Origin of the sequence: Streptomyces afghaniensis (assembly GCF_044327915.1) — a bacterium.
GTDB lineage: Bacteria > Actinomycetota > Actinomycetes > Streptomycetales > Streptomycetaceae > Streptomyces > Streptomyces afghaniensis.
The window spans coordinates 144895-161444 of sequence record NZ_JBIRGJ010000003.1 but is presented as its reverse complement, the minus strand read 5'-3'; the positions used below and the strand labels follow the sequence as shown (position 1 = coordinate 161444).

Sequence of the window (16550 nt, the reverse complement as noted above, 5' to 3'; positions counted from 1 at the left end):
CCCCATCGCTCGGCGTTACGCCCCCGCCCGCTCCCGCCGCCTCCGCCCCAGCAACTCCGCCAACCCCCGCCGCGTAGCCGCCAGCACCACCCGATCATCCGCCCCCAGCACATACGTAGGAGGCAGATCCCACACCAGCCCCGAAGCCGGCGCCCCTTCCTCCTCCGGACCCTCACCCTCGCCCCGCCGCCCCCCAGGAGGTGCCGTGTTGAGCGCCAGCACCCGCCAGGCCCCCGCCCGGAACGCCTGCCCCACCGTCCGCCCCTCCAACTGCGGATGCCCGGCCACATCCACCTCCGCGAACAGCAACACCCGCCGCTCGACCGGAATCGCCCCCAGGATCTGCCGCCCCATCATCGCCCCGGCGAACGCGGGCGCGGCCAGATGGGACACACTCCGGCTCCGCGTGAGGGCCAAGGGATGCGCGGCCCGCAACGTCCGGTACACCGCGGTGGCGAAGTCGTCGTCGTACAGCCGCAGCACGACCCGCAGATCGGGCCGCACGGACCGCGCGTACAGCGCGGCCTCCAGATTCGTCGTATCCGCACTCGTCAACGCGAGCAACGCATGCGCCCGATGGATCTTCGCGGCCTCCAGCACCCCCTCCTGCGTGACGTCCCCGAGCACCACCGGCACCCGCAGCCGCCGCGCCGTGGCCATCCCCCTGGCCTCCGGATCGGACTCGACGCACACCACGGGGATGTGCAGCTCCCGCAGCCGCGTCAGCACCCGCGTGCCGATCTTGCCGAGCCCGAGCAGCACCACATGTCCGCCGAGCCCCCGCGGCGGCTTCCGCAGCGCCGACGCGCTGCGGAACGTGCCCAGTGCCTCCAGCACCGCGGCCAGCAGCACCGGCAGCAGCAGCAACCCGACCAGCCCGGACAGCAGTTGCAGGACCTGCCGTCCGGTCGACTTGTGGTACGCGGGATCGTTGATGCCGAACAGGTCCAGGAGCGTGACGTACGTGGCGTACAGCGGATGCTCCCCGGTCACGAACATCAGCGCGACGGCGAGCGCGAGCACACACCCCACCAGCCCGGCCAGCGACCACCGCAGCCGGCGTGAGAACAGCGAGGCGAACGGCGGCACACCGCCCCGCCCGGTCGGCAGGGACGGCCCGGAGTACGACACCTGCTCCAGGACGACGGTCCCGCGCCCGGTCGCCGACGCCACCGCCGTCTCGTCCGGCAGCAGTTGCGGCCCCTGTTCCCCACTGCCCTCGGAACCGTCCGCCCCGGCCGGGTCGTTGCTGGTCGCGGACAGCAGCGCCAGCGTGCACAGGCCGGGGTCGGCCACCTCGCCCGGCCGCGGCGGCTGCCGCTCCACGGCACGCAGGACGAGCCCTTCGGTCTGGACGACCTTGCTGGTGCCGACGAGGGCGGTGGCGGCCAGCGCGGGAGCGGCCGTGTCGGCGTCGGACAGCACGGTCGTCGACGCGTCCAGTCCTCCTGCCGTGCCGGGCCCCGTGCCGGAGGCCACCGCCGCCGTCTGGTCGAGCAGTTCCTCGATGTGCTGGCCCAACCGCCTGTTGTACAGCCGCAGTACGAGCCTGATGCGGGGGTTGAGCCGGCGGGCGGTGAGCGCGGCGCGGATGTTGGTCTCGTCGTCGTCGTACACGAGCGCCAGGGCGGCCGCCCGGTCGGCGCCGACGTCGGTGAGTACGGCCTCGGTGACCTCGGGGGCCTCCACGATCTGCTCGTTCGCGGCCGGTTCGGCGCCACCCGTGCCCGTCCGGTTGACGGCCGCACTGACCCGGTCGAGCAGGGCCGCCGAGGCGGCCCGGGCCCGTCCGACCACCGGCTGCCGCACCCGGCGCCCGGAGGGCGGCACCACGAGCGTGACCTGTTCGCCGTACACCCCGCGCAGTTCGGCGGCCAGCCGGTGCGCGAGCCCGTCGTCCCCGCACACGATCATGTGCGTGGCCGGATCACCTGGCAGACCTTGGTTCGGAACGCTCCCCACAAGGGAGAAGACTGCCTCACCGGGACGGCCGGTTCCAGAAGGGAACAGCGGTGGCTGAACGCCCGGCGTGGCCCGGCCGTACAGAAGGGGAGGCAATGCCCGTGCGCACGACCGGAGGTACCGGGCCCGTGGCCACCACGAATCCCGCCCCGCAGGAGACCGACGAGAAGGTCGGACACGAGACCACCGAACCGGTCGCCGACAAGGGCCCGGGCCCGGACGAGGCCCGCCACCCCAGCCCCGACGAGGCCCACCACCCCAGCCCGGACGAGGCCCGCCACCTCAACTCCCCCCTCCTGCTCACTCTCCTCCTGCTTACGGCGGTGATGCTCCAGGGCCCGATCCGCGGGGCCCTGTCCGCACCGGTGATGCAGAGCTGGATGACGGTGTTCGTCGCGGTCATGGTCCAGGCGCTGCCGTTCCTGGTACTCGGCGTGCTGCTGTCGGCGGCGATCGCGGTGTTCGTGCCGCCGTCCTTCTTCGCCCGGGCCATGCCGAAGCGCCCGGCCCTGGCCGTCCCGGTCGCGGGCGTGGCGGGCGCGGTGCTGCCGGGATGCGAGTGCGCGTCGGTGCCGGTGGCCGGGGCGCTGGTCCGCCGCGGGGTCACACCGGCGGCGGCGCTGGCGTTCCTCCTCTCGGCGCCCGCCATCAACCCGATCGTGCTGACGGCGACGGCCGTGGCCTTCCCCGGCAACCCGGAGATGGTCCTGGCCCGATTCGTCGCGAGCCTGCTGGTGGCCTGCGCGATGGGCTGGCTCTGGCACCGCGTGGGCCGCGCGGACTGGCTGCGTCCGCCGGACAGACCCACGTACGAAGGCCAGGGCAAGGGAGCGGCCTTCTGGGGTTCGGTGCGCCACGACGTGACGCACGCGGGCGGTTTCCTGGTGGTCGGTGCGATGGCCGCGGCGACACTGAAGGCGGTGGTGCCGGAGGAGTGGCTGCGCGCGGCGGCCGGGAATCCGGTGTTCTCGGTGCTGGCCCTCGCGGTGCTCGCCGTCCTGCTGTCCATCTGCTCGGAGGCGGACGCGTTCGTGGCGGCGTCCCTGACCCAGTTCTCGCTGACGGCCCGTCTGACGTTCCTGGTCGTGGGGCCGATGATCGACCTGAAGCTCTTCGCGATGCAGGCGGGCACCTTCGGCCGGGCCTTCGCCCTGCGCTTCGCCCCCGCGACGTTCGCCCTGGCCGTCGTCGTGTCGGCCCTGACCGGAACGGTCCTGCTGTGAACCGCCTGGCCCAGACGGCCCTCCTCTTCCTGCTCGGCGCGACACTCCTGCACGCCGGACTGACCGACCTCTACCTGCGATACGTCAAGGCGGGCCTGCGCCCGCTGGTGCTGCTGGCGGGCGTGGTGCTGATCGCGACGGCGATGGCGACGCTCTGGTACGAACGCCGCCGCGCACGCGGGCAACAGCACCACCACCACGAGCCCCGTATCGCCTGGCTCCTCACCCTCCCTGTCCTCGCCCTGATCCTGGTCTCCCCGCCGGCCCTCGGCTCCTACAGCGCGGCCCACACGGGCACGGCCCTGACGAAGCCCTTCGGCTTCCCGGACCTCCCCGCCGGCGAACCCCTCCGCCTCGGCGTGGCCGACTACGCGGGCCGAGCGGTCTACGACAACGGCCGCTCCCTCCGCGACCGCGACCTCAAGATCACCGGCTTCGTCACCCTGGACCGGTCGGGCACCCCCTACCTGGTCCGCATGGGCCTCAACTGCTGCGCGGCGGACGCCCAGCCGGTCAAGATCGCCCTGACCGGCGACATCCCGCCGGTCCTGAGCCCGGACACCTGGCTGGAGATCACCGGCCGGTACACACCCCGCCGGACCAAGGACCCCGTCAACGACGGCCCGATCCCGTACCTCCAAGTCACCAGCGCCAGACCCGTACCGGCACCGGCCGACCCGTACGACGAGACGTGGAACACCTGAGCCCCGCGTACCGGCTGTCACCACGCCGCGTACTAGAAGAGCCACTTCCGGGTACTCGGGAATCTCGCTGATCAGCGAGGGGGAGGCATGACCACATCGACTCGCGCAACCGGGACCGGGACGCGCCCCGACCGAGCGGCGGAACCCACCCGGGACCTCCTGACCGAGGCCCGCGAGCAACTCGCGAAGGCCGACAGCAAGGCCCAACTGACGCTGGCGACACTGGGCGCGTCCCTGACCGCCCTGCTCGGCGCGATCGCCGGCGGCCTCATCGTGCCGGGCCAGTACGCCGTGATCCCACAACTCCTGATCTGGTCCGGCTGCGCCGCCTGCGCCCCGTCCCTGGTCCTCCTGGGCCTTGCCGTATCCCCCCGACGCACTGCCCGGGCCTCCTCTTCCCCGGACGAGAGGCAGCTGGAGCTCCTGTCCCGCACCGCCCGGCTCAAGTACCGCTGCACACACCGGGCGATGGCCTGGGGCGCGGCCTTCCTCACGCTCACGGTGGCGGGGACGCTGGCCGGGGTCCTGTCCTAGCGGCAGGGCAGGCGGATGTGCGCAGCTGTCACACAGGCACGTACGGGTTTCGTAGGTCGTCTTCATCGACGGGTTCGGGTCCGCGGGAAGGACGTGACTTTGGAACGGCTCCACACGTGCCGCAACTGGCGGCCGAGGAATGTCTCGCGTACGACGCATGCCCAGATGGCCTGTTGGCGGGTGCCGAAGCTGGCGGGCTCCAGTCGAAAGCGGGTGTTCTCGGCGAGCCGCAAGACGCCGAGGGCGTTCCTCGCCTCTCCTGATCCCACTTAATAACGCTGAGCGACGACGCGACGAGCGGCTCCATATACCGATACCGCTTCTCCAGCCGCCGTCGGGCGGCACCTCACCCACGATCTCCAGAAACCCGTCAGGGGCCTGATCCACTCACTGGATCAGGCCCCTGACCTGGTACTTCTCTGTCGGGGTGGCGGGATTTGAACCCACGACCTCTTCGTCCCGAAGCAACTTGGGTGAACGTCTGACCTTGGGGCGGTGTGTCTCTCACCTGCTGCGATGGTCCGCAGGTGTGCCCAGTTGTCCGCTGCTGTCTGTCGGCGTTGTCACGCAGTTAGACCCTCAGTCGGGACCTACTCGGGTACCTTTTGGAGGCCATCGGCACCCACGGCTTCGGAAGCCTGATAGAGGAAGTCCAGGTACTTCTCGTACGACCCCGTTCGAGCCGCCTCCATGGCCTCCACGGTCCCGTTCGAATCGGGGTCCATCAAGTCGAGCACCTCATGCCGAAAATCCGTCAAGCTGCCACTGAGGTCCACTGCTGCTGAAATCACTGACCGCGGGCCCTCTATGTAGACCTGGGCTTCGAGGTGCTTGAGCGCAGGCCGGGCCTCGGTCGAGGCGTCGTACAAGTCGGTTGCCTTTCGGCGGCGCTCGGCGCGCGCCTCAACGATCGGTGAAGTGCGATACAAAGTTAGGTACGAACCGGCTTCGGTCAATCGATCGTGCTCCTTCTGGCACGCCTCGATGAAGGCAACGTATGCGGCCTTCCGCGGCTCCCTAGTGAGCCTCACATGCTCGGCGCGCATCTGCGAGCGAGCTTGCGACCGTGCGAGGAATGCGGCAATTACGCCAGCTCCTCCAGTACCGGCAGCGCCCACAGTGGCGCCAAGTACAGCTGCGAGTCCTGCATCCATTGTTCGAAGTCTGCCGGATCTTGCTTGTTGCCACCCTCGGTTCCGCAACGTTGAACCGAAGGTCGGCGGAGCGGCTTTACTGGAGCTGCTTTGGGGCGAGTGATCATGGCCCCGTAAGCTTCCGGCGAGTCGGGCAGTCTGTGGACCTGCCCGCTAAAGCACGACGTTGGGGCCATGATCTTAGAGGCTCGCCCCAAAGTGGCTGTCTAAAGCCGTGGAGCCGACCGCCGCAGCCACAGAGGGTGTCTCCCACGCCATGCCCGCAGCTCGCAGCGCGCCGCAGAGGCGGCGCCGCCCGCGCCGTGCGCGGGCCTTGATGACGTAGAGAAATTCTTACCGCGATGCGGTCGACTGTGCGGTTACAGGGCGAACGGCTCGTAGGACAGGGCTCGGTCAACGACCTTCTCTGCCGTCAGTTGAGGATCATGGTCCCAAAAGACGTAGTCGCTGATGTGCGGGCAGCCAAGTCCATGCACGAGTGCCGCGATGATCTCGTCGGCTTCGGCCTCATCGGCGTATTCGGCGTTCATAAGCCGCTGGATGAGGTGGATGCCTTCCGCTCGACTCATGCTGCGGGGCGTGCTCACGCCGCCTCGGTGCCGGGTGTCTGCCCGTGCTCCAGATAGACCGGCGCAGCTGCGTCTCGGGCCTCTGTTGCTGCGATGACGCGTCGGGCCAACCGCGGGATGGTGTGCTCCGAGATCTGCTCGGGAGTGAAGAAGGCGAAGCTCTTCAGCTCCTCGGGCTGCAAGCTGATCCGGGCCAGCTCGTCCTGGCCGAGCTGGCCGCCGTCGAACAGGTACAGCACCTTGTCGCCCTCGACCTCGTTCGGGGCCCAGTCGACCGCGAGCAGGCGCCCAATGGATGGGGTGATGCCCAGCTCCTCCTGGACCTCGCGGACGGCCGCGTGCAGTGGGGACTCGCCGGTCTCGACGTACCCGCCGGGGATCTCCCAGTAGTCCTTGTACGTGGGTTCCACCATGAGGACCCGCCCTGCGGCATCAAAGAAGAGCGCACCCGCTGCCATGCGCGGATGCGCCATCTTCGCTTCCTGTGCGTTCAGTGCCATGCAGCCGAGAGTATCCAGCTCAGATGACATGCAGCCGGGTGGCCAGGTCCGCCAGGTCGCGGCTCGGCCGGCCCTTCTGGGTCCGGACCCAGGTGAGAACGAGTTCACGCGCGAGGTAGTGGTTCCGTACCTGCTCAGGGGCCCAGCTCTCCGCTTTGAGGATCTTCGCCAATGCGTCGTCCATACGGTTGTGGGCGCTGAGGGCTCGGGCTACTTCGAGGTTGTGACGTGTGCGGCACTCGGTGGGCAGTGCGCTGGTGTCAATCTGCGGGCCGAGATCCACCGCGACCTGCATGTCTCCCAGCTCTGCGGCGGTGGCTACTCGGTGGATGGCCACATTTGTCTCAGCTGGCGGTAGTTCATCAGGGCCGAGCGAAGCGCCGGGCGTGGCGGCGACACCAAGACCAGGAAGTCCCGGCGAACGCTCGCTCTGCCGGCGCGTTGCGTCGAGGCTCTTTGGCAGCAGTTCGAGGACCAGGGTTGGGAGCGGCTCGCCGCTGGCGACAGCTGGGAGGAACACGGGCTGGTCTTCTGCCCGGCTGCCGGAAAGCCGCTCGACGCGACCAACGTCCGGCGCGCCTTCCGCCAGGCGCTCAAGGACGCCGAAGGGATCAACGCCGACGAGTGGACGCCCCGGGAGCTCCGGCACAGCTTCGTGTCGCTGCTGTCCGACCGTGGCGTCCCGCTGGAGGAGATCTCCCGTCTCGTCGGCCGCTCTGGCACAGCCGTGACCGAGGAGGTGTACCGGAAGCAGATCCGCCCCGTGATCCAGACTGGAGCCGTGGTCATGGACGGCATCTTCAAGCGGGATCTGAAGCCTTAGTCACGCAGATAGACACGCAGACCAAACAGATCAGCCACCTAGGAACGTTCCTAGGTGGCTGATCTGCTGTTTCTCTGTCGGGGTGGCGGGATTTGAACCCACGACCTCTTCGTCCCGAACGAAGCGCGCTGCCAAGCTGCGCTACACCCCGATGTCGCTGCTGTCGCGGCGACGACGTTTACTTTAGCCCACTGGTGGCTAGAGACGAAATCCGGTTTTCCAGGGGTAGCGGAGCGGGTTCGGGCGGGCGTGGTCGAGGGCCACGAGGAGGATCGCCAGGGCGTAGAAGGAGAGGCCCAGGAGGAGGGCGTTGCCGAGGACCTTCTTGTAGCCGTCCTGGTCGACGTCCAGGAAGGGGTAGAGGTAGCGGTCGGAGGTGCCCGGGAGGAGCAGCTCGCCTCGGATGAGGGAGAAGGCCAGGTAGGCCAGGGGGTAGAGCAGCCACGTGCTGGCCTGGCGCAGGTGCAGGCGGCCGGCGCCCGTGAGCAGGAGCCAGTCGAGTACGGCCGCGACCGGGGTCACCGTGTGGAGCGTGTGGTGGGCGAGGGCCTGCCAGCCCGTCGGGGCGGCCGCCTCGCCCGTGAGGGAGAAGGGGCTCGCCTCGTTCACCAGGAGCAGGTGGTGCACCAGGGCCGCGATGACGACGTAGAGCAGGGTCGCGCCCAGTACGGAGCCTGGCAGCGGGCGGCTGGCCGTCCACGCGCGGCGGGCCGAGAGGGCCATGACCAGCGTGAGGAGGATATTGCTCTGGATCGCGAAGTAGCCGAGGGTCCGGGACGGGTCGCCCAGGAGTATTTCGAGCGTCACGCCCGCGGTCGCCGTGAGGGCGACCAGCAGGCGGAAGGCCGCGGCCGCCGGGCGGCGGACCGGGGTGACGACGGCCGTGGCGGGGACGGGGGAGGGCTTCAGTGCGGGCTTGCCCGGAATCGCAGGGAGGTCCGGTATGTCCCGGGGTATCGGGGCGGTCATGCCCCCACGCTGGCAGAAACGGACATAGGGGGCGATGTGGGGCGGGCTGTGTGGGTTAACGGACCCGCAGAGCCTCCCTGCTACTCCCGCCCCACCAACGTCAGCAACGTCGCCTCCGGCGGGCACGCGAACCGTACCGGTGTGTAGCGGTTCGTGCCGCAGCCCGCCGAGACGTGCAGGTACGACGTACGGCCCTCCGCCGTGTGCGTGGACAGGCCCTTCACGCGGTCCGTGTCCAGGTCGCAGTTGGTGACCAGGGCGCCGTAGAAGGGGATGCACAGCTGGCCGCCGTGGGTGTGGCCGGCCAGGATCAAGGGGTAGTCGTCGGCCGCGAAGGCGTCCAGCGTGCGCAGGTACGGCGCGTGGACCACGCCCATGGAGAAGTCGGCCGAGTCCGACGGGCCGCCGGCCACCTGCTCGTAGCGGTCCCGCTTGATGTGCGGGTCGTCCAGGCCCGTCAGCTCCAGCGAGACGCCCTCGATCTTGAGCGTGCCGCGCGTGTTCGTGAGGTTCAGCCAGCCCGCCGCGTCGAAGGCGTCCCGCATGTCCTCCCACGGGATGTGCGCCACGCCGACGGCCGGCGGGTTGCCGTTCAGGCCGTGGCGGCCCTGCGCCTTTTCGCGCAGGTAGCGGGCGGGGTTGCGGAACCTCGGGCCGTAGTAGTCGTTGGATCCGAAGACGTACGCGCCCGGGAACTCCATCAGGGGGCCGAGCGCGTCCAGGACCTCCGGGATGGCCTCCGCGTCGGAGAGGTTGTCACCCGTGTTGATCACGAAGTCGGGGCGCAGGCCCGCCAGGGAGCGCAGCCAGCGCTGCTTCTTGCGCTGACCGCTGACCATGTGGATGTCGGAGACCTGCAACACGCGCAGGGGGCGCATCCCTGAGGGCAGGACCGGGACCGTGACCCGGCGGAGGCGGAAGGAGCGGGCCTCGAAGCCCGCCGCGTACAACAGACCGGCGGCACCAGCCGCCGCGATTCCCAGGGGGACTCCGTATCGCGCGTGCATACGACCATCGTGTCAGACCGCGCCGGTTGCCTCCGCCCAGCGGTGTCCGAGATTCCGTGACGTCACCGGCCCGGAATCGCCGACGGCGCCGGCCTGAAATCCCCTGACGTCACCGGCCCTTCGACCACCCCTTGAACCGGCGCCCCGCAAATCAAGGGGCGCCTGTCCGCCCGCACCTGCGACAATCAACCCCATGACCACGCTCAAGTCGAAGCTGCAGGACGACCTCAACGCCGCGATCAAGGAGCGCGACGAGCTCCGCTCCTCGACGCTCCGGCTGACCCTCGCCGCGATCACCAAGGAGGAGGTCGCGGGCAAGGAGAAGCGCGAGCTCTCGGACGACGAGGTGCAGAAGGTGATCACCCGGGAGGCGAAGAAGCGCCGTGAGGCGGCCGAGGCCTTCGCGCAGGGTGGTCGCGCCGAGAGCGCGGAGCGGGAGAAGGCGGAGGGCGAGGTGCTCGCCGCTTACCTGCCGAAGCAACTCAGCGACGACGAGCTGAACCGGATCGTCGTCCAGGCCGTCGAGGAGGCGAAGGCGGCCGGGGCGGAGGGGCCGCGGGCCATGGGTGCGGTCATGAAGATCGTGAACCCGAAGGTCGCGGGCCAGGCCGAGGGCGGCCGCGTCGCCGCGGCCGTGAAGAAGGTCCTCGCGGGCTGACCGTCCGTCACGCCCAGCCACCCGGTCACGCCCAACCACCCGGTCACGCCCAACCGTCCGGTCACGCCCAACCGTCCGGTCACGCCTAGCCACCTGCTCACGCCCAGCCACCCGCTCACGCGGGCGCGATTGTGTGATTTCTGAGACACCGCGCCCGGGGCGGGTGCTACCGTCAGCCGACTCTGAACGTTCGTTCGAATCGAGGGTGGGATGACTGGGTCGAGACGTGTTCTCAAGGCGTCCGTGACCGCGGCGGCCGTGGTCGCCGCGACGCTGGGCTTCGCGGGGACGGCCGAGGCGGCGGGCAGCTGCTCGGGAAGCCTCATCGACACCTACAACGTCACGGGGGACTACAGCCCTTACACCGGGCAGTACGTCGGCCAGGTCCGGCTCTACTGGGACGGTGCGAACAACTGCGCGATCTTCACCAAGTCCGGAGGGCCGCTCTACGGCGTGACCACGTCGATGAGCATCAAGCTCATGGCCAGTACGTCTCCGGAGCGGAGCGACACCGACTCCGGGAACTTCTCGCAGTACGCGGGCCCGGTGACGGTCGCGGCCGCCGGGAAGTGCGTGAGGTGGGAAGGGTCGATCGTGTACAACGGCCGGACCGTCGCGTACGACTCGATCGGCTGGCAGCACTGCGGCTGAGGCTGGACGCCCATGCGCTGACAGAAACACGCGGCCCCTTCCCTGCGTACGAGACTCTTCGTACGCAGGGAAGGGGCCGTCCGCGTTAAGGATGCCGCGTCAGCCACGCCCCCCGTTCCCGTTGCCCCCGTTGCCCTGCCCCCGGAAGAACCCCTCCGGGATGGAGAACGAAGGCGTCGGGAAGGGCTGGTCGTCCCCGCCGCCGCCGTTGTTGCCGCCGACCAGGCCGCCGATGAAGCCGCCGTTGTCGTTGCCGCCGTCATCCCCGCCGTCGCGGCCCTCGTCGTCGCCGTTTCCGTCGCCGCGGTCCCGGTCGATGCCGTCGGGGATGTGGACGGTGTTGAAGTTCTCGACGGGCTTGCCCTCCAGCGCGCCGGTCATCATGTCGCCCCAGATCGGTCCGGGGACCTCGCCGCCGAAGACCTTGTCGTGCGGGACGCCGCCGATGGTGATGCCGACCATCTTCCGCTTGTGTGCGGGGTCGCCGACCCACACGGCACCGGCCAGGTTCGGCGTGTAGCCCACGAACCAGGCCGCGTAGCGCTCGTCCGTCGTACCGGTCTTGCCGGCGCTGGGGCGGCTGCCGAGGCCGGCCTTCTTGCCCGTACCGTCCTCGACGACGCCCCGCAGCAGCGTGTTGATGGTGTCGGCGGTCTTCTCCGACATCGCGCGCGAGCAGGTCGACTTCGGGACCGCGAGCGACTTCGTGCTGTCGCCGACGCGCTGGCTGATCGACTCGATGGCGACCGGCGTGCAGTACATGCCGCGCGAGGCGAACGTGGCGTACGCGTTCGCCATGGTCAGCGGGGACATCTCCTGGGTGCCGAGGGCGATGGAGGGCACCTGGGGCATCTTGTCGCCGTCGGCCCGCTCGACGCCCATCTTCTTCGCCATCTTCGTCACCGGGCAGATGCCGATGTCGCTGATCATCTGTACGTAGTAGGTGTTGACCGACTTGGCGGTCGCCTCCTTCATGTCGTACGGACCGACCTCGGACCTGTTCTCGTTGGCGACCTCGGCGGGCGAGGCCGGATCGTTCTTCCAGGTCCTGCCGTTGCAGGCGGCGACCGGGCTCGGGTACGGCATCTCGTACGGCGAGGGGTACACCTTGTTCGCCGGCATGCCGTCCTCGAGAGCCGCTGCGGCCACGATCGGCTTGAACGTCGAACCGGGCTGGTAGCCGACACCGCCACCCATGTCGTCGTTGACGGACAGGTTGAGGGTCGTCTGGCCCTTCTTGGTGTCGACGCCGTACGGACGCGACTGGCCCATCGCGACGATCTTCCCGGTGCCGGGTTCGACGAGGGTGGCAGCGGTCGCCACGTCGTCGCTCGTGTAGACGTGGTCCTTGATCGACCGCTGCGCCGACTCCTGGGCCTGCGGGTCGAGGGTGGTGCGGATCGTCAGGCCGCCCTGGTTCCAGACCTTCGCCCGCGCCTCCTTGGTCTTGCCGAAGACCGGGTCGTTCAGGAAGACCTCGCGCACGTAGTCGCAGAAGAAGCCCGCGCCCTTGACCGCCGTGATGCAGCCGTTCTTGGGCTTGCTGACCTTCAGGCCCAGCGGCGCCTTCATCGCCTCGGCGGCCTGCGCCCGGGAGATGTCGCCGACGTCGGCCATACGCCGGAGCACGGTGTTGCGGCGCTTGGTGGCCTCCGCCTCGTCGTTGACCGGGTCGTACCGGCTGGGCGACTGGACGATGCCGGCGAGGAGGGCCGCCTCCTGGACGTTCAGGTCCTTGGCGGACTTGGAGAAGTAGCGCTGGGCCGCGGCCTCGATGCCGTAGGCCTGCTGGCCGAAGAACGTGATGTTCAGGTAGTTCTCGAGGATCTTCTTCTTCCCGAGCTCCTCCTCGACCTGGATCGCGTACTTCAGTTCGCGGATCTTGCGGCCGATGGTCTGCTGGGTGGCCTGCGCGACCTTCGTCGGGTCGTCGCCGGCCTCCTCGACGAAGACGTTCTTCACGTACTGCTGCGTCAGGGTCGAGGCGCCCTGGGCGACCTCACCGCTGCGCGCGTTCTTGTTGAGGGCGCGCAGGACGCCCTTCAGGTCGACCGCGCCGTGCTGGTAGAAGCGCGAGTCCTCGATGGCGACGATCGCCTTCTGCATGTACGGCGAGACGTCCTTGAGGGGGACCACCGTGCGGTCGCGCGAGTAGACCGTGGCGATCTGGCCGCCGTCGGCGTCGAGGATCGTGGTGCGCTGGCTCAGGGGCGGGGTCTTCATGTTGGCGGGGAGCTCGTCGAAGCTCTCGACCGATCCCTTCGCCGCCAGCCCCAGCGCGCCCACCGCGGGCAGCGCGATACCGGCCAGCACGGCTCCCGCGAGAACACTGACACCGAGGAACTTGGCGGCCTGCTGCGTGGGTGACAGACCACCGCCCGAGCGCTTCTTTGGCATGAGGGCAGCCTACGTTCTCATTCGCCGGACAGGCGTATAGGCCTTGGCCTAAGCTGCTCTCAACTGTCACAGCAGTGAGGCCACGTATCAATACGTCCGGCGACCCCGAATCGTTCCGGGTGTTCCCCAACTTTTTTGTTGGGGTCGTGTCCGAATCCGCCTTGTGTGTCATACGGCGTCCGTTGTGACGCAAGCGAACTGTCCTGGTTTGCCGGGAAGGTTACGTATGTCGCCAGCTCACTCCCCCGGGTGATCTGCCGCTTACCCATAGTCCGTTCGGACCATTCAAGATTGGGCCCGCTGGGGGTGTTGCGCTGTGCCCACCTTCCGTAACGTCCTCAACTGGCGGCGGTGAATATGCCGCTGCCGCCGTGGGGGAGCCTCGATTCGGGAGAGGACGGCGCCGGTATGGGCTGGGTAGTCGACTGGAGTGCGCAGGCGGCCTGCCGCACTACCGATCCGGATGAACTGTTCGTTCAAGGAGCGGCGCAGAACAGGGCCAAGGCGGTGTGCACCGGATGCCCGGTGCGCACGGAGTGCCTGGCCGACGCGCTGGACAACCGCGTCGAGTTCGGCGTGTGGGGAGGCATGACGGAGCGGGAGCGCCGCGCACTGCTGCGCAGGCGGCCCACCGTGACCTCCTGGCGCCGGCTGCTGGAGACGGCGCGTACGGAGTACGAGCGCGGCACGGGCATCGTGCCCCTCGACGACGACGAGGTCTACGAGAACTACGCGGCGGTGAGCTGAGGGGTTCCCTCCGGGAGCTTCGAAGGTCCGAGGGCCCTGTACGGGCCCTTCGCCATCACTTGGTTGCCCGCAGGCACTTGCTCAGGCACTCGCCTCTGGTCGGGTGCCCGCGTCCGGCAGCTCGGAGTCGCCGGCGGGGTCGGGAAGCTCGCGCTCGTTCGCCGCGAGCCGGTCGCCGATGTCGCGCAGTCCCGCGAGGTCGTGCACATCGCCGGGCAGCGCGCCCACTTCCGTCACGGCCACCTCGGGGTGGAGCGCGGTGAAGCGGTCACGCGTGCGCTGCTCACGGGAGAGCAGCTGCATACGTTCGGCGTGCAGCCTCAGCAGGCCTGCCGTGAGCTGGTCGACGGACCGCTCGGTGTTCTCTGTGTTCTCGGCGTCCTCGGCGGGGGAGCCACCGTCAGAAGCCTCAGCAGCAGCCGGAGCTGGTGTTTCGGATGCGGGAGAGTCTGAACTGTCGTACGTTTCGAGGGAGTTACGAAGTACTGCTTTCCCGCCCTCCTGATCCACAATGCGGGGCTCTTCAAGATTTTCCGCGGCGGCGAGCGCCCGCTCGGCCGACAGCCGGCCGGCGCCGCTGCCGTGGACCCGGTTGAGCACCAGCCCGGCGAGCGGCATGTCCTCCGCGGCCAGCCGCTCCACGAAGTACGCGGCCTCGCGCAGCGCGTCCCGCTCCGGGGCCGCGACCACCAGGAACGCCGTGCCGGGCGCCTGGAGCAGCTTGTACGTGGCGTCCGCACGCGTGCGGAACCCGCCGAAGGTCGTGTCCATCGCGGACACGAACGTCTGGACGTCCTTGAGGAGCTGGCCGCCGAGCAGCTTGCCGAGGGTGCCGGTCATCATCGACATCCCGACGTTCAGGAACTTCATCCCGGCGCGGCCGCCCAGCTTCGCCGGTGCCGTCAGCAGCCGGATCAGCCGCCCGTCCAGGAACGAGCCCAGCCGCTTGGGCGCGTCCAGGAAGTCCAGCGCCGAGCGGGAGGGCGGGGTGTCGACGACGATCAGGTCCCACTCGTCCCGGGCGCGCAGCTGCCCGAGCTTCTCCATCGCCATGTACTCCTGCGTGCCCGCGAAGCCCGCCGAGAGCGACTGGTAGAAGGGGTTGCCCAGGATGGCGGCCGCCCGCTCGGGGTCCGCGTGCGCCTCGACGATCTCGTCGAAGGTGCGCTTCATGTCGAGCATCATCGCGTGCAGCTCGCCGCCCGCGGAGTCGTCGATGCCCTTCACCCGGCGCGGGGTGTTGTCGAGGGAGTCGATGCCCATGGACTGGGCGAGCCGGCGGGCCGGGTCGATGGTGAGGACGACGACCTTGCGGCCCCGCTCGGCCGCGCGCAGTCCCAGGGCCGCCGCGGTCGTGGTCTTGCCGACCCCGCCCGAGCCGCAGCAGACCACGATCCGGGTCTTCGGGTCCGCCAGCAGCGGATCGACGTCGAGGACGCGCGCGGGGGCCAGATGGCGGGCCGGGTCGTGGGTGTGGGCCGGGTCCGGACGACTCATGACATCCCCTGCTTCCGACTCATGACGGGCCTTGCCTGTGTGCTGTTCCCGGGGCCGCGGGCTGCCCGGCTCACGACACGCCCTGCTCGCGCAGCTCGCGGGCCAGCTCGTACAGCCCCGCCAGGTCCATGCCCTCGGCGAACAGCGGCAGTTCGTGCAGCGGCAGGCCCAGCTCGGTGAGCACCGCGCGCTGATCGTGTTCCAGCGCGTACCGCTCGGCGTACTCCTCGGCCTGCGTGAGCAGCGGATCCACCAGCTGCTCCGCGCGTCCGCCGCGCCGCGCCCCGCCGAGCCCGGCGGACGACAGCGACCGCGCAACCGTGGAACGCGGGACCGTCCGGACGAGTTCCAGATCGGCCGCGTCCAACACCTCAGGCCGCACCATGTTCACGATGATCCGCCCCACCGGCAGCCGCGCCGACCGCAGCTCGGCGATGCCGTCCACCGTTTCCTGGACGGGCATCTCCTCCAGCAGCGTCACCAGGTGCACGGCCGTCTCCGGCGACTTCAGCACCCGCATCACGGCCTGGGCCTGATTGTGTATCGGGCCGATCTTGGCGAGGCCTGCGACCTCGTCGTTGACGTTGAGGAAGCGCGTGATGCGGCCGGTGGGCGGGGCGTCCATGACGACGTAGTCGTAGGCGAACCGCCCGCTCTTGTCCTTGCGCCGCACCGCCTCGCACGCCTTGCCGGTGAGGAGTACGTCCCTCAGGCCGGGCGCGATGGTGGTGGCGAAGTCGATCGCGCCGAGCTTCTTCAGGGCCCGGCCGGCGCCCCCCAGCTTGTAGAACATCTGGAGGTAGTCCAGAAGGGCCAGTTCGGGGTCGATGGCAAGCGCGTACACCTCCCCGCCCCCGGGCGCGACTGCGATCTTCCGTTCCTCATAAGGCAGCGCCTCCGTTTCGAAGAGCTGCGCGATTCCCTGGCGGCCCTCGACCTCGACGAGAAGCGTCCGCTTCCCCTCCGTGGCCAGGGCCAGCGCTAGGGCCGCGGCCACCGTGGTCTTGCCGGTACCGCCCTTGCCGCTGACGACCTGGAGCCTGCTCACGTATTCGAGCCTAACCAGTCCGTGCCCGGGCTACGCGGGAGGCTGTGGACAACCGTCGCCGAGGAGGGCGGACGTCCGGGGGCGTGGTCGGCCGCGTGACCCCTCTC

15 protein-coding genes, 1 tRNA gene and 1 pseudogene are annotated in these 16550 nt (G+C 69.5%); 7 read left to right on the top strand and 10 right to left on the bottom strand.

All coding sequences use genetic code 11. The annotated features are described in order from the left end of the window. Positions 1–15 precede the first annotated feature (15 nt). Positions 16–1914, bottom strand: a complete 1899-nt coding sequence (locus ACH4G3_RS11310; RefSeq protein WP_397624222.1) for an NAD-binding protein — start codon at positions 1912–1914, stop codon at positions 16–18. 143 nt (positions 1915–2057) lie between these two features. Here ACH4G3_RS11310 and ACH4G3_RS11305 point away from each other — a divergent pair, with 143 nt between their 5' ends. From ACH4G3_RS11305 to ACH4G3_RS11295, 3 genes are all read left to right on the top strand, one after another. Beyond that, positions 2058–3185 carry a permease gene (locus ACH4G3_RS11305; protein ID WP_397624221.1) on the top strand — a complete coding sequence of 376 codons (1128 nt, stop codon included), beginning with the start codon at positions 2058–2060 and terminating at the stop codon, positions 3183–3185. Next, positions 3182–3889: a TIGR03943 family putative permease subunit gene (locus ACH4G3_RS11300; protein WP_397624220.1), complete on the top strand. Its 708-nt coding sequence runs from the start codon at positions 3182–3184 to the stop codon at positions 3887–3889. The genes ACH4G3_RS11305 and ACH4G3_RS11300 overlap by 4 nt, the downstream gene beginning before the upstream one ends. Positions 3890–3976: 87 nt before the next feature. Next, complete coding sequence (locus ACH4G3_RS11295; RefSeq protein WP_397624219.1) at positions 3977–4423, top strand: Pycsar system effector family protein; 447 nt, start codon at positions 3977–3979, stop codon at positions 4421–4423. A 590-nt stretch (positions 4424–5013) separates the two neighbouring features. Here ACH4G3_RS11295 and ACH4G3_RS11290 read toward each other — a convergent pair. From ACH4G3_RS11290 to ACH4G3_RS11280, 3 genes are all read right to left on the bottom strand, one after another. Beyond that, positions 5014–5577, bottom strand: a complete 564-nt coding sequence (locus ACH4G3_RS11290; protein WP_397624218.1) for a hypothetical protein — start codon at positions 5575–5577, stop codon at positions 5014–5016. 359 nt (positions 5578–5936) lie between these two features. Further along, positions 5937–6164: an e9imm peptide gene (locus tag ACH4G3_RS11285; protein ID WP_397624217.1), complete on the bottom strand. Its 228-nt coding sequence runs from the start codon at positions 6162–6164 to the stop codon at positions 5937–5939. Continuing rightward, positions 6161–6646 carry an NUDIX domain-containing protein gene (locus ACH4G3_RS11280; protein ID WP_397624216.1) on the bottom strand — a complete coding sequence of 162 codons (486 nt, stop codon included), beginning with the start codon at positions 6644–6646 and terminating at the stop codon, positions 6161–6163. The genes ACH4G3_RS11285 and ACH4G3_RS11280 overlap by 4 nt, the downstream gene beginning before the upstream one ends. 373 nt (positions 6647–7019) lie before the next feature. On the opposite strand from ACH4G3_RS11280, the pseudogene ACH4G3_RS11275 reads away from it, so the two are divergent. Next, positions 7020–7469, top strand: a pseudogene (locus ACH4G3_RS11275) (tyrosine-type recombinase/integrase); the annotation flags it as partial. A 77-nt stretch (positions 7470–7546) separates the two neighbouring features. Here the strand turns inward: ACH4G3_RS11275 and ACH4G3_RS11270 are convergent. The 3 genes from ACH4G3_RS11270 to ACH4G3_RS11260 form a co-directional block, all read right to left on the bottom strand. Beyond that, a tRNA-Pro gene (locus ACH4G3_RS11270) sits at positions 7547–7620 on the bottom strand. 47 nt (positions 7621–7667) lie between these two features. After that, the gene (locus ACH4G3_RS11265; protein WP_397624214.1) at positions 7668–8438 is read right to left on the bottom strand and encodes a Pr6Pr family membrane protein; all 771 of its coding nucleotides are present in this window, start codon (positions 8436–8438) and stop codon (positions 7668–7670) included. Positions 8439–8518: 80 nt separating this feature from the next. Next, the gene (locus ACH4G3_RS11260) at positions 8519–9445 is read right to left on the bottom strand and encodes a metallophosphoesterase (protein ID WP_397624213.1); all 927 of its coding nucleotides are present in this window, start codon (positions 9443–9445) and stop codon (positions 8519–8521) included. Between the two features lie 193 nt (positions 9446–9638). Here ACH4G3_RS11260 and ACH4G3_RS11255 point away from each other — a divergent pair, with 193 nt between their 5' ends. Together ACH4G3_RS11255 and ACH4G3_RS11250 are read left to right on the top strand one after the other, a co-directional pair. Further along, the gene (locus ACH4G3_RS11255; RefSeq protein ID WP_397624212.1) at positions 9639–10103 is read left to right on the top strand and encodes a GatB/YqeY domain-containing protein; all 465 of its coding nucleotides are present in this window, start codon (positions 9639–9641) and stop codon (positions 10101–10103) included. A gap of 210 nt (positions 10104–10313) precedes the next feature. Beyond that, positions 10314–10754 (top strand): hypothetical protein, encoded by a 441-nt coding sequence (locus ACH4G3_RS11250; RefSeq protein ID WP_397624211.1) that lies wholly within the window; start codon positions 10314–10316, stop codon positions 10752–10754. 99 nt (positions 10755–10853) lie between these two features. Here ACH4G3_RS11250 and ACH4G3_RS11245 read toward each other — a convergent pair whose 3' ends face one another. Further along, positions 10854–13151, bottom strand: coding sequence for a transglycosylase domain-containing protein (locus tag ACH4G3_RS11245; RefSeq protein WP_397624210.1), 2298 nt, complete (start codon positions 13149–13151; stop codon positions 10854–10856). Positions 13152–13559: 408 nt separating this feature from the next. Between ACH4G3_RS11245 and wblA the strand changes: the two genes are divergently transcribed. Then, the gene (gene wblA / locus ACH4G3_RS11240; RefSeq protein ID WP_010031964.1) at positions 13560–13898 is read left to right on the top strand and encodes a transcriptional regulator WblA; all 339 of its coding nucleotides are present in this window, start codon (positions 13560–13562) and stop codon (positions 13896–13898) included. 81 nt (positions 13899–13979) lie between these two features. Here wblA and ACH4G3_RS11235 read toward each other — a convergent pair whose 3' ends face one another. Together ACH4G3_RS11235 and ACH4G3_RS11230 are read right to left on the bottom strand one after the other, a co-directional pair. Beyond that, a complete protein-coding gene (locus tag ACH4G3_RS11235; protein ID WP_397624209.1) occupies positions 13980–15395 on the bottom strand; it encodes an ATPase BagB in 1416 nt (471 codons plus the stop codon). 70 nt (positions 15396–15465) lie between these two features. Then, positions 15466–16443, bottom strand: a complete 978-nt coding sequence (locus ACH4G3_RS11230; RefSeq protein ID WP_397624208.1) for an ATPase BagA — start codon at positions 16441–16443, stop codon at positions 15466–15468. Between the last annotated feature and the right edge of the window lie 107 nt (positions 16444–16550).